Consider the following 11,651-nt stretch of genomic DNA (forward strand, 5'->3'; position numbering starts at 1 on the left):
ACGATGGCGTACTCCGAATCCCCTCTCCCTCTCGTCCTCACCATGGGCGAGCCAGCTGGCATCGGGCCCGACGTGACCCTGTCGGCCTGGATGGCTCGATACGATCGATCCCTCCCTGCCTTCTATTGTCTGGCCGACCCGAATCTGTTGAAAGCGCGTGCCGCTCGGCTGGGCCTTGCCGTGCCCATCGAGATCGTGTCGGCGGCTGACGCCACCCGCGTATTCGCGCATGCTCTGCCGGTCGTTCCGCTCGAATCGAAGGCTTTTGCCGAGCCGGGCCAGCCGGAGCGGTCGGCGGCGATCGGCGTGATAGAGGCGATCGCGCGGTCTGTCGGTGACGTCCGGGCCGGCCTCGCCTCGGCCATCGTCACTAACCCGATCAACAAAAAGGTGCTGGTAGACGCGGGCTTTCAGCATCCGGGCCACACCGAATTCCTCGGCATGCTCTCGGCAGCCTGGAGCGGCACGGCGGCGCGGCCCATCATGATGCTGGCGGGACCCGGATTGCGCGCCGTTCCGGCGACGATCCACGTTCCGATCGCCGCAGTTCCGGGCCTGCTGACCGAGCAATTGATCCTGCATACAGCGCGCACCGTCGATCAGGAGATGCGCCGGCGCTTCGGAATCGCCAATCCGCGGATCGCTGTCGCTGGCCTCAATCCGCATGCCGGCGAGGGCGGCGTCATGGGAACGGAGGACGATGCCGTCCTGCGTCCCGCCGTGGCGCGGCTGCGGCAGGAAGGTATCGATGCGGTCGGGCCGCTCGCGCCGGACACTATGTTCCATCCCGTCGCCCGGGCGCGCTACGACGTGGCGCTCTGCATGTATCACGACCAGGCTCTGATCCCGGCCAAGACCATCGCTTTCGCCGAGACCGTCAATGTGACGCTTGGCCTGCCCTTCGTCCGCACATCGCCGGACCATGGCACGGCCTTCGATATCGCCGGAACCGGTCAGGCCGATTTCTCCAGCCTCGCCGCCGCGCTCCGCCTTGCGGACGAATTGGCCCGCAACGAAGCGGGCTATGTCGCCGAGCACGCCGCTGCCAGGCATATGGCGTGACCGCTATCGACGGGCTGCCGCCGCTGCGCGATGTCATCGAGCAGCACGGCCTTCGTGCCGTGAAGGCGCTCGGCCAGAACTTTCTGCTGGATCTGAACCTGACCGGCCGGATCGCGCGTGCAACCGGACCGCTGGACGGCGTCACCGTCATCGAGGTTGGCCCCGGCCCCGGCGGGCTGACGCGGGCCTTGCTCAGTGCGGGCGCAGCCCGTGTCGTGGCGATCGAACGCGATGCTCGCTGCCTGGATGCGCTCGCCGAGATTTCGGCGCATTATCCCGGCCAGCTTGAGGTGATCGAAGGCGACGCGCTGAAGGCGGATTATGCGGCTCTCGCGTCGGGACGCACGCGGATCATCGCCAACCTGCCCTACAATATCGCGACACCGTTGCTGATCGGCTGGCTGCAGAGCGAGCCATGGCCGCCCTTTTATGAATCGATGACGCTGATGTTTCAGCGCGAGGTGGCTGAGCGAATCGTCGCGACACCCGTCGACGACGCCTATGGCCGTCTCGCCGTGCTCGCGGGCTGGCGCTGCGAGGCGCGGATCCTGTTCGACATCTCGCCTCGCGCCTTCACGCCGCCCCCGAAGGTCGTGTCGTCCGTCATTGAGCTCGTGCCACGGCAATCTCCCCTGCCCTGCGACCGGGCGCTGCTAGAGCGGGTCACGGCCGCTGCCTTCGGCCAGCGGCGCAAGATGCTGCGCCAGAGCCTGAAGAGCCTTGGCGTGGACCCGCTTCCTCTGCTGGGCGAAGCCGGGCTGGCGGAGACGGCGCGGGCGGAAGAAATCGATGTCGCCGGCTTCGTGCGCCTCGCCAATGCATTGGCGAAACGGCCCGAATGAGGGATCAGGCTTCCGTCAGGAGCTCTTCGACGAAACTCTCCAGCCAAGTGGTGCGGGCGCGCTTCATCCGCTCGGCATAGAGGATCGCCTGCGCCTTCTCGAGCGAGGTTTGCAGGTCCTTGTTGATGAGGACGTAGTCATAATCGCGCCAATGCAGGATCTCGGCCCGGGCATTGGCGAGACGGCGGGCGATGACGTCCGGTCTGTCCTCGGCACGGCGCTCCAGCCGGGCGGCGAGTTCCTTCATCGTCGGCGGCAGCACGAAGATGCGCACCAGATCCTGCGGCATCGCTTTCGCCACCTGGTCGGCACCCTGCCAGTCGATGTCGAACAGGACATCAAGACCCTCGGCGAGCGCCTTCTCGACGGGCGCCTTGGGTGTCCCGTAGCAGTTGCCATGCACCTCCGCCCACTCCAGCAGGTCACCATGCTCGCGCATCCGGTCATAGGCCGGCTGGTCGATGAAGTGATAGTGCACCCCGTCGATCTCGCTTGGCCGGCGGCCTCGGGTCGTCACCGAGACGGACAGGACGATGTCCTTGTCCTGCTCCATCAGGTGACGAGCGATGGTCGACTTGCCGGCGCCCGATGGTGAGGAAAGAACCAGCATCAGACCGCGACGCGGCGATTTTTCCCCTGGCGGACCGCTCGACATCTCACTCGTCATCATCAGAGAAGCGCTTCCTATTCGAGGTTCTGAACCTGCTCTCGAAGCTGGTCGACGGCGGCCTTGAGTTCGAGGCCGATCGACGTCAGCGAACGGTCGTTCGCCTTCGAGCACAGCGTGTTGGTCTCGCGGTTGAATTCCTGGGCGAGGAAATCGAGCTTGCGCCCGACCGCACCGCCTTCGGCCAAGATATCGCGCGCTGCCGCGACATGCGCCTCGAGGCGGTCGAGTTCCTCGCGGATGTCGGCCCGGGTCGCTAGCAGGACGGCCTCCTGGTGCAATCGGCCCGGATCCAGCGCGGGGGACGCGCCGAGAAGCGCGGCAACCTGCTCGGTGAGCCGCGCGCGGATGGCTTCGGGCGTGCGGGCCGGCGCGGTTTCGGCCGCGAGCCGAAGCCGCTCGATCTCGTCCATGCGCGCCGTCAGGATCGCCCCAAGCGCCGCCCCTTCACGGGCCCGCGCCACGGCAAGTTCCGCGAGCGCTGTGTCGAGGTCGTCCAGGATGCGCGTCGCGAGAGCGGAGGCCGTCGCCGGGTCGTCTTCTGCCTCGACGGTCTCGATGACGCCGCGGATACTGAGGATGCCGTCCAGCGTCGGCGGCGCGGCGGCGATCTCGCTACCGACGCGGCGCATCAGATCGAGCAGCGACGCGAGCAGTTCCTCATTGACCTTGAGGGTGGTCGCGCTCGCCTCGCGCTGCAGCGACAATCCCGCCTGGAGGCTGCCACGATGCAGACGGCTAGCGATGCGCTCGCGCGCCGGCTGGTCGAGGTGATCGTGTCCAGGTGGCAGCCGCAGCCGAACGTCGAGGCCCTTACCGTTGACGCTGCGCAGCTCCCAGGTCCAGCGATAGCCGAATCCGGCTCCGGCGGCACGGGCGAAGCCCGTCATGCTCATCAGCGTCATCAATGGTTCCCGGCTCCGCCGAAAGAAAAGCGACAGTAGTCCGCCGCTCCGCCCGGCTCAAGGCGCTGGCTGTCAGGTGGCGGGCTTGCGCTTGGGGGCCGGCATACCCGGCGTCGGCTCGGGCTTGGCGGGGATATCGTAGCCGGAGGTGTCGGCATCGGAAGTGGCATCGGCAGCCGGAGCTGGAGCCGCCGCGCCGGGTGCCGCATCGGCGTCGGCATCCGGTGTATCGTCGAGCGCATCGCCAGGGCCGGCCGAAGCGGCGACCGCTGCCGTCCCGTCCGCCTTCTGTTTGGCGATCATCTGGCGGTAGCGCGCGACATTCTTCCGGTGTTCCTGGTAGGTATCGGCAAAAGCGTGGCCGCCCGTGCCGTCGGCGACGAAATATACATCCTTGGTGCGCGAGGGGTTGGCGACGGCAGCGAGCGACGCCTTGCCCGGATTGGCGATTGGCCCCTTGGGAAGTCCTGTGATCTTGTAGGTGTTGTAGTCGTTCTCCGCGTCGAGATCCGACTTCGTGATCGATGCGCCGCTCGGCAGCCCGGCGCCGCCATAGACGCCGTAGATCACCGTTGGATCGGACTGGAGGCGCATATTCTGCTTCAGCCGGTTGATGAAGACAGCGGCGACGCGGCTGCGCTCATCCGCCATGCCGGTCTCTTTCTCGACGATCGAGGCAAGCGTCACCAATTGGTCCTGCGACGCGATCGGCAGGTCCTTGTCCCGGCTGTTCCAGACTGCCGTAAGGAGGCGGTCACGCTCGCGGATCATACGGTCGATGATGTTCTGGCGCGAATCGCCACGCGTATAGCGATAGGTGTCCGGGAGAAGCGCTCCTTCCGGCGGCACCGTTTCTATCGGGCCGACGAGAATGGGATCGGCATTGAGCCTGTCGACGATCTGCTGGCTCGTGAGGCCCTCGGGAACCGTAACCGAATAGACGATCGACTTGCCGCTCACCAGTTCGTTCATGATCTCGCGCATGCTGGCATGGGCGGGGATCAGATACTCGCCGGCCTTCAGCTCATCCTGCAGATGCGAGAAGCGAACGCCGGCGACGAAGATCCATTTCGAAGAGATGAGGCCGCGATCGACCAATTGATCGGCAATGCCGGCAACGCCCAGGCCGCGGTCGACCGTGACGGTGCGCGGCTGATCGAAATGGCTGCGCTCCTCGAAGCGCATCTTGCCGAAGAAGAACACACCTGCCGCGCCAAGCACGCCGACGACCAAAATGGTCATGGCGAAATTCATGACGATGACGAGGGGGTGGCGCGCTTGCTGCGAGCGCACGGGAGGCGCCGGCGGACGCTCGGGCCGGAGCGCATCGCCGGGACTGCGCGGATTGATGCGCTGTCCGACGTCGGGAAGCCGAAGGTCCTCGACGACCGTCTTCTCCTGAGCTCCGCCTGGCATGCTCGGATCGTTCATCACACCCTACTTTTCGGACCCAGCTACATCCGGCGTTACGGCCGGAAGCCGTCTGGCGACTGTATGGAGGATTATGGCGAAAGCGCGAAGCTGCCGACGCCAGACCCGCGATCAGACCTGATGGCGGCGGAGCACCAGGGAAGCGTTCGTTCCTCCAAAACCAAAGGAATTCGACACGGCAACGTCGATCTTGCGCGGCCGGGCGACGTTCGGAACGAGATCCACCGCCGTCTCCACCGCAGGATTGTCGAGATTGATCGTCGGCGGCGCGATCTGGTCGCGAATCGCCAGCAGAGAGAAGATCGCCTCGACCGCACCGGCGGCACCCAGAAGATGGCCCGTCGATGATTTGGTCGATGACATCGAGACCGTCGACGCCGCATTGCCCAGAACACGCTCGACAGCCGCCAGCTCGATGCCGTCAGCCATGGTCGATGTGCCGTGCGCGTTGACGTAGTCGACATCCGAGGCCGAGATGCCGGCGCGCTTCAGAGCGGCCTGGACACAGCGATAGGCACCGTCACCATCCGGAGAAGGCGCCGTGATGTGATAGGCGTCGCCGGAAAGTCCGTAGCCGATGACCTCGCCATAGATCTTCGCGCCGCGGGCCAGAGCATGCTCCCGCTCTTCCAGCACGACGATGCCGGCGCCCTCGCCCATGACGAAGCCGTCACGGTCGCGGTCATAGGGCCGGGAGGCCTTTTCCGGCCGGTCGTTATAGCCGGTCGACAACGCCTTGCACGCGGCGAAGCCGGCCATAGCGATACGCGAGATCGGGCTTTCCGTACCGCCGGCGACCATGACATCCGCATCGTCCAGCGCGATCAGCCGAGCGGCGTCGCCGATCGCATGCGCGCCGGTGGAGCAGGCGGTAACGACCGAATGGTTCGGTCCCTTGAAGCCGAAACGGATCGATACCTGACCGGAAGCGAGGTTGATCAGACGGCCCGTAATGAAGAACGGGCTGATGCGGCGCGGGCCCTTGTCGCGCAGGACATGGCCCGCCTCGACGATCCCCTGAATGCCGCCGATACCCGAACCGATCAGGACACCGGTCCGGATCTGATCTTCATAATCGGTCGGCAGCCAGCCGGAATCGTGAACAGCCTGGTCAGCCGCGGCCATTGCATAGGCGATAAAATCATCGACCTTGCGCTGTTCCTTCGGCTCCATCCAATCGTCGGGGTCGTACTTGCCATCCGCCTTCGATCCGCGCGGAATGAGGCAGGCAATCTGGCAAGGGAGGTCGTCGACCTCGAATTCCGTGATCCGTGCCGCGCCGCTGCGGCCGGCGATCAGGTTCTGCCAGGAAGGTTCGACACCGCAACCGAGCGGCGATACCATTCCCATCCCGGTGACGACGACACGTCTCATGCGTTTCTCCCGGACCGGACCCCGAGACGGGTCCGGTTGCCGATTTTATCGTTGAACCGGCGGCCGTTAGGCCAGCTCAGCCGGCGTTCTTTTCGAGGAAGCTCACGGCGTCGCCGACCGTCAGGATCGTCTCGGCAGCGTCGTCCGGAATCTCGACGCCGAATTCTTCTTCGAACGCCATGACGAGCTCGACCGTGTCGAGGCTGTCCGCGCCGAGGTCGTCGATGAAGCTCGCGCCCTCGGTCACCTTGTCGGCTTCGACGCCGAGGTGTTCGATCACGATCTTCTTAACCCGGTCAGCGATATCGCTCATTTCTCAAACCTCGACTTGATTGTGTCACTAAAACTCTGTGCGACCTTTCGCACACGGGAAAGCGTCGGCTTCAGCAATTCCCGAAATCGTCACGCGATATCGTCACTAGTCCGATGTCATCGTCAATCCGTCTGTTCTTCGCTGCACTGTGCGGCGAAGAGAAGCCGGAATGATGGGCGGTCCTAACACAGTTTCCAAACCTTGACCAGCACCGGCAGCCCCATGCGAGGCGCGGAACACGCCGATCGCAAGAGAAGAAAATTCCCTTTTTAGATCATAGCCATACCGCCATTGACGTGCAGCGTCTGGCCCGTCACGTAAGCGGCCTCCGCCGACGCCAGATAGACGACGGCGGAGGCGATCTCTTCGCCTGTGCCGAGTCGCTTGGCCGGGACGCGTTCCAGGATCGTGGCACGGATCTTTTCGTTGAGCACGTCGGTCATCGCCGTTTCGATGAAGCCGGGTGCGACGCAGTTGACGGTGATGTTGCGACCCGCCACTTCGCCCGCCAGCGATTTCGACATGCCGATGAGGCCGGCCTTGGCGGCGGTGTAGTTGCCCTGCCCCGGATTTCCCGTGACCGCGACGACGGAGGAGATGTTGATGATGCGGCCGTAGCGCTGGCGCATCATGCCGCGCAGCGCTGCGCGGGCGAGACGGAAAGGCGCCGTCAGATTGACGTCGAGCACGTCGGCCCAGGCCTCGTCGGAGAGGCGGGCGAACAGCATGTCGCGCGTAATGCCGGCATTGTTGACGAGGATATCGAGACCGCCAAGCGCCTCTTCAACCCGCGGCATTAGCCCTTCGACTTCTTCCGGAGACCCGAGATTGGCCGGCAGCACATGAGCATTCGCGCCGAGTTCGCCGGCGAGCGCTTCCAGCGCATCGCGCCGCGTTCCGGAGAGCGCGACGATTGCGCCCTGGCCGTGCAGCGCCGTCGCGATCGCCTTGCCGATGCCACCGCTGGCGCCGGTTACGAGGGCGCGCTTGCCCGTCAGATCGAACATGGAAGTCCCCTCTTCTCTATCAGGCGAGAGCCGCGATAGCGGCCGGCACGTCTTCTGGTTGGCCGACGGCAAGCGTTGCCACGCCGGGCGCTATGCGCTTCGCCAGCCCGCTCAGCACCTTGCCGGCACCGACTTCGACGAGGCGGTCGACGCCATTCGCCGCCAACCATTCGACCGATTCGCGCCAGCGCACCATGCCCGTCACTTGCTCGACAAGCCGGGCACGGATCGCGTCGGGATCCTGGATCGGAGCGGCCAGTACATTGGCCACGATCGGCACCCGAGGCACGGCGATCGTGACACCCGCGAGCGCCTCGGCCATCTCGTCGGCGGCGGGCTGCATCAGGCGGCAATGGAACGGAGCGCTGACGGGCAGCAGGATCGCCCGTTTGGCACCTTTGGTCCGGGCGATCTCCAGCGCGCGCTCGATCGCCGCGCGGCTGCCCGAAATCACGACCTGGCCCGGTCCGTTGTCGTTGGCGGCCTCGCATACGTCATCGCCAGCGGCTTCCGCCGCGACGGCCTTCGCCGTCTCGAAATCGAGCCCGAGCAGGGCCGCCATCGCCCCTTCGCCCACGGGAACCGCCGCCTGCATCGCCTTGCCGCGAATTCGCAGCAGGCGGGCCGCGTCGGCAATGGAAAGGCTTCCGGCGGCAGCCAGCGCCGAATATTCGCCGAGCGAATGACCGGCCACATAGGCAGCCGCCCGATCGAGCACGAGACCTTCGGCCTCCAGCGCCCGCATCGCGGCAAGGCTCACCGCCATCAGCGCCGGCTGGGCGTTGGCGGTCAGGGTCAAGGTGTCGAGAGGCCCTTCGAAGATCAGTCCCGACAGATTTTCGCCGAGAGCATCGTTTACTTCCTCGAAGACGGCAGCCGCCGCCGGAAAGGCCTCGGCGATTGCCTTGCCCATACCGACAGCCTGGCTGCCCTGCCCTGGAAATGTCAGCGCCGCCGTCATGCGATCGCGCCCCTTGATCTGAATTTTGGCCCGGAAAGATGGGCTCTATTGGCGGCGGCTAATCGCCTCTCCGCCGCCCGAAGTCAAGCCCGGCGCGGCCTTGGACCCGACTTCCCTGGTTCCGGCAGGCAGCGATAAAACATGGCCGCCTTATTAAATTCCGTTCATGTCGCTCTCGGGACGTTGCCGGCCAACGGACGCGCTCCATGTCCAATTTGTCTCGTTTCGGTGCCATGCAACATCGAAGGGGAGACGATCTCAAAGTTGGAGTTATCCGATGAAAACTCTCGCAATCCTCGCTCCGGTTGTCGTCCTCATGGCCGCCGCCCCGGCCTTCGCCATGGACGTCGACACCGGCAAGCTGACGGGCGTCAATTCCCAGACCGCGACGGTCACGCTCGACAATGGCCGCCAATATACGCTGCAGCATCCGTCGCAGCTTCTCGGCGTCATGCCGGGCGAGCAGGTGATCGTGACGTATCAGGGCAAGACGGCCGTTGGCTTCACCGACGATCCGGCGCAGTTCGAGAGCGCCTCGAGCCCCGCGCCCTAGCCGATCTCGTCAGCCGGGGGTCGGTTTCGCACCGCCCCCCGTTGCCGGTTCCATCTTGTGGGTGGGATGATCGTAGCGCGCCGTATCTCCGGGCCGTTCGATATAGCAGGCGGCGCTCCGCTGAGGAGCGCCGGCCTTCAACAGTTCCGACACCGTGACGAAGCGATAGCCGGCAGCCCTCAGCTTCGGGATGATCGTCTTTAGAGCTGCCCCGGTGTGCTTGCCGCGCCCATTGGCATGCATGACGATGATCGAACCGGGCTTCACCTCGGCGAGAACGGCCTTCGCCATCGGCGCGGCGCCGATGCCCGACGGATCGCCGGAGACGACATCCCACTGGATCGCCGTCTCGCCCATGGCCGAGACGGCGGCAAGGCTCTCCGGTGAACAGGAACCGTAGGGGAAGCGGAAGACGCCGCTCGCCGGCAACGCACCGACCGCCGGGCAGACCGCCGCGATCCGTTCGCGCAGCCCCTGCAACACCGTTTCGGTGCGGCCGATTTCTTCCGCGACCTTGGCGGCATCGGCGTGATCGAGATTGGCGTGGTCATAGGTGTGGTTGCCTATCTCGAACAGCGGATCGGCCAGAAGCTGCATCGCCCGCGCCTCGTGGCTCTGCGCCCAGCGTCCGCCCATGAAGAACGTCGCCGGCGCTTTTTGCGCACGCAGCGCATCGACCACCGCCGCGTCATAACCGGCGACTTCCCGGCCCGCCTCGCAAAGGTCAAAGGTCAACGCCACCAGCTTCTGACCCGCCGGCAGCTTGACGCGCCGCACGACGCCCGAAGCGTCTTCGGCCGCACCCGACAAGAGCGCGGGCGTCGCCGTCGGAACGACCAAATGGTCCGCGGCGGTAGCACGGCGCGACAGGTTCTCGCCTTCCACCGCCGCGAGTTCGCCCGGAGAAAAGCAGGCGGCGGGAGGGTCGGCCAGCGCGAGCGTCGGCACCAGGAAAAAAGCGGCAAGCAGGGCGGCATGTTTCATCATGGCGCCGTTCCACATCCCCAAGACGGCGGCATCAAGGCAGCGGGTTCCATGGCAACGCGGTGAAAGGCCGCGTTGCCTCCATCCGCCTCAGTGCCGGCGCGGCGGGGCGAGGTTTGGAAGAAAGGCGGTCAGAAGGCCGATCACCGGCAGGAAGGCGCAGACCTGGAACACGAACTTGATCGACGTCATGTCTGCGAGTTCGCCCAGCGCCGCCGCACCGATGCCGCCCATACCGAATGCGAAGCCGAAGAAGAGCCCCGAGACCATGCCGACCTTCCCGGGCATCAGTTCCTGCGCATAGACGATGATCGCCGAGAACGCCGAGGAAAGGACAAGCCCGATGATGATCGAGAGCACGACCGTCCAGAACAGGGAGGCATGCGGCAGCAGCAGCGTGAAGGGCAGCACTCCCAGGATCGAGAACCAGATGACGAACTTCCGCCCGAAGCGGTCGCCAATGGGGCCGCCGGCGACGGTGCCGACCGCCACGGCGCCGAGGAAGACGAACAGATAGAGCTGGGAATCGCGGACCGAGACGCCGAATTCGTCGATCAGGAAGAACGTGTAGTAGCTGGTCAGCGCCGCCATATAGAAGAACTTGGAGAAAATCAGCAGCGCCAGGATCACCAGCGAACGCACGACGACCTTGCGCGGCAGGGTCGAGACGACCGCTTGCACCGCCTTCTTCCCGCCGGCTGCCCGGTGCTGCGCGCGATACCAGAGGCCGACGCGCGACAGGAGCAGGATGCCGATCAAGGCGGCAAGGGCGAACCAGGCCACAGCCCCCTGCCCGCGCGGCAGGATGATGAGCGCGGCGAGCAGTGGCCCGATGGCCGAACCGAAATTGCCGCCGACCTGGAACAGCGACTGGGCGAGGCCATGGCGCCCGCCCGATGCCATGCGGGCGACCCGCGAGGATTCAGGATGGAAGATCGAGGAACCGAGCCCGATCATCGCTACCGATACGAGGATCATGACATAGCTGCCGGCCGTCGCCAGCAACAGTAGACCGATGAGCGTGAAGCCCATCCCGACCGGCAGCGAGAATGGCAGCGGGCGTTTGTCGGTATAGATGCCGACAAGAGGCTGCAGGATCGAGGCGGTGAGCTGGAAGACGAGCTGGATGATGCCGATCTGGCCGAAATCGAGCGCGAATTCGTTCTTGAGGATCGGGTAGATCGCCGAAATCACCGACTGCATCAGGTCGTTCAGCAGATGCGACATGCTGATGGCGACGAGGATGCCGAAGGCGGTCTTCTGGGCAAGGCTACGTCCCGCGGCGCCCGGCAGGGCTTCTGCGCTCTGGCTCACTTTTTTCGAAGTCCTCGAATGGGAAATGACCGAGGAAGAGCAGGCCGGGGCCGGCTTCCGCTGATCTTGAGGGGAGGCCAATATGCCTCCGGTCCAACCGGAAGGGAAGCATAGCGATTCGATGCTTCGATCACGAATTCTTATAATGATTGCCGGAGCGCGTTGACCAGGCAGAAATCGTCCGCCGCCGCGCCTCAGCTGTTCGCCGGCCTCACGGTCCAGTTGCTCCACATCACCG

At 65.3% G+C, this 11,651-nt stretch carries 12 protein-coding genes; 3 read left to right on the top strand and 9 right to left on the bottom strand.

Translation table 11 applies throughout. The features are described from left to right. The first annotated feature begins 3 nt into the window (after positions 1 to 3). Together pdxA and rsmA are read left to right on the top strand one after the other, a co-directional pair. Positions 4 to 1,062 carry a 4-hydroxythreonine-4-phosphate dehydrogenase PdxA gene (gene pdxA / locus OSH05_RS00445; RefSeq protein WP_104218325.1) on the top strand — a complete coding sequence of 353 codons (1,059 nt, stop codon included), beginning with the start codon at positions 4 to 6 and terminating at the stop codon, positions 1,060 to 1,062. After that, positions 1,059 to 1,904, top strand: a complete 846-nt coding sequence (gene rsmA / locus OSH05_RS00450) for a 16S rRNA (adenine(1518)-N(6)/adenine(1519)-N(6))-dimethyltransferase RsmA (RefSeq protein WP_104218326.1) — start codon at positions 1,059 to 1,061, stop codon at positions 1,902 to 1,904. The genes pdxA and rsmA overlap by 4 nt, the downstream gene beginning before the upstream one ends. A 4-nt stretch (positions 1,905 to 1,908) precedes the next feature. Here the strand turns inward: rsmA and gmk are convergent, their stop codons facing one another. The 7 genes from gmk to fabD all read right to left on the bottom strand — a co-directional run bounded on the left by gmk (position 1,909) and on the right by fabD (position 8,562). Further along, positions 1,909 to 2,574, bottom strand: coding sequence for a guanylate kinase (gmk, locus tag OSH05_RS00455; RefSeq protein ID WP_407660336.1), 666 nt, complete (start codon positions 2,572 to 2,574; stop codon positions 1,909 to 1,911). Between the two features lie 14 nt (positions 2,575 to 2,588). Beyond that, positions 2,589 to 3,476, bottom strand: a complete 888-nt coding sequence (locus OSH05_RS00460; protein ID WP_104218327.1) for a YicC/YloC family endoribonuclease — start codon at positions 3,474 to 3,476, stop codon at positions 2,589 to 2,591. A 72-nt stretch (positions 3,477 to 3,548) separates the two neighbouring features. After that, positions 3,549 to 4,892, bottom strand: a complete 1,344-nt coding sequence (gene mltG, locus OSH05_RS00465; RefSeq protein WP_266352000.1) for an endolytic transglycosylase MltG — start codon at positions 4,890 to 4,892, stop codon at positions 3,549 to 3,551. A 126-nt stretch (positions 4,893 to 5,018) separates the two neighbouring features. Then, positions 5,019 to 6,281 (bottom strand): beta-ketoacyl-ACP synthase II, encoded by a 1,263-nt coding sequence (fabF, locus tag OSH05_RS00470; RefSeq protein ID WP_104218329.1) that lies wholly within the window; start codon positions 6,279 to 6,281, stop codon positions 5,019 to 5,021. 76 nt (positions 6,282 to 6,357) lie between these two features. After that, positions 6,358 to 6,594 (bottom strand): acyl carrier protein, encoded by a 237-nt coding sequence (locus OSH05_RS00475; protein WP_104218330.1) that lies wholly within the window; start codon positions 6,592 to 6,594, stop codon positions 6,358 to 6,360. A 269-nt stretch (positions 6,595 to 6,863) separates the two neighbouring features. Continuing rightward, positions 6,864 to 7,601, bottom strand: coding sequence for a 3-oxoacyl-[acyl-carrier-protein] reductase (gene fabG, locus OSH05_RS00480; RefSeq protein WP_104218331.1), 738 nt, complete (start codon positions 7,599 to 7,601; stop codon positions 6,864 to 6,866). 19 nt (positions 7,602 to 7,620) lie between these two features. Continuing rightward, on the bottom strand, positions 7,621 to 8,562 hold the full coding sequence (fabD, locus tag OSH05_RS00485; protein WP_104218332.1) for an ACP S-malonyltransferase: 942 nt from the start codon (positions 8,560 to 8,562) through the stop codon (positions 7,621 to 7,623). A gap of 277 nt (positions 8,563 to 8,839) precedes the next feature. Between fabD and OSH05_RS00490 the strand changes: the two genes are divergently transcribed. Then, positions 8,840 to 9,115 carry a DUF1344 domain-containing protein gene (locus tag OSH05_RS00490; RefSeq protein WP_165801529.1) on the top strand — a complete coding sequence of 92 codons (276 nt, stop codon included), beginning with the start codon at positions 8,840 to 8,842 and terminating at the stop codon, positions 9,113 to 9,115. A 9-nt stretch (positions 9,116 to 9,124) separates the two neighbouring features. Here the strand turns inward: OSH05_RS00490 and OSH05_RS00495 are convergent, their stop codons facing one another. Beyond that, positions 9,125 to 10,102, bottom strand: a complete 978-nt coding sequence (locus OSH05_RS00495) for a polysaccharide deacetylase family protein (protein ID WP_165801530.1) — start codon at positions 10,100 to 10,102, stop codon at positions 9,125 to 9,127. An 87-nt stretch (positions 10,103 to 10,189) separates the two neighbouring features. Beyond that, positions 10,190 to 11,413 (bottom strand): MFS transporter, encoded by a 1,224-nt coding sequence (locus OSH05_RS00500; RefSeq protein ID WP_266352001.1) that lies wholly within the window; start codon positions 11,411 to 11,413, stop codon positions 10,190 to 10,192. Positions 11,414 to 11,651: the final 238 nt, after the last annotated feature.

It is taken from the genome of Kaistia algarum, assembly GCF_026343945.1.
Taxonomy (GTDB): Bacteria; Pseudomonadota; Alphaproteobacteria; order Rhizobiales; family Kaistiaceae; genus Kaistia; species Kaistia algarum.

Excerpts from the sequence above, each read along its gene's own strand:
- OSH05_RS00460 (WP_104218327.1), bottom strand. The coding sequence starts at position 3,476 with ATGACGCTGATGAGCATGACGGGCTTCGCCCGTGCCGCCGGAGCCGGA.
- OSH05_RS00495 (WP_165801530.1), bottom strand. The coding sequence starts at position 10,102 with ATGATGAAACATGCCGCCCTGCTTGCCGCTTTTTTCCTGGTGCCGACG.
- pdxA (WP_104218325.1), top strand. The coding sequence starts at position 4 with ATGGCGTACTCCGAATCCCCTCTCCCTCTCGTCCTCACCATGGGCGAG.
- OSH05_RS00490 (WP_165801529.1), top strand. The coding sequence starts at position 8,840 with ATGAAAACTCTCGCAATCCTCGCTCCGGTTGTCGTCCTCATGGCCGCC.
- OSH05_RS00475 (WP_104218330.1), bottom strand. The coding sequence starts at position 6,594 with ATGAGCGATATCGCTGACCGGGTTAAGAAGATCGTGATCGAACACCTC.
- fabD (WP_104218332.1), bottom strand. The coding sequence starts at position 8,562 with ATGACGGCGGCGCTGACATTTCCAGGGCAGGGCAGCCAGGCTGTCGGT.
- gmk (WP_407660336.1), bottom strand. The coding sequence starts at position 2,574 with ATGATGACGAGTGAGATGTCGAGCGGTCCGCCAGGGGAAAAATCGCCG.
- fabF (WP_104218329.1), bottom strand. The coding sequence starts at position 6,281 with ATGAGACGTGTCGTCGTCACCGGGATGGGAATGGTATCGCCGCTCGGT.
- mltG (WP_266352000.1), bottom strand. The coding sequence starts at position 4,892 with ATGCCAGGCGGAGCTCAGGAGAAGACGGTCGTCGAGGACCTTCGGCTT.
- fabG (WP_104218331.1), bottom strand. The coding sequence starts at position 7,601 with ATGTTCGATCTGACGGGCAAGCGCGCCCTCGTAACCGGCGCCAGCGGT.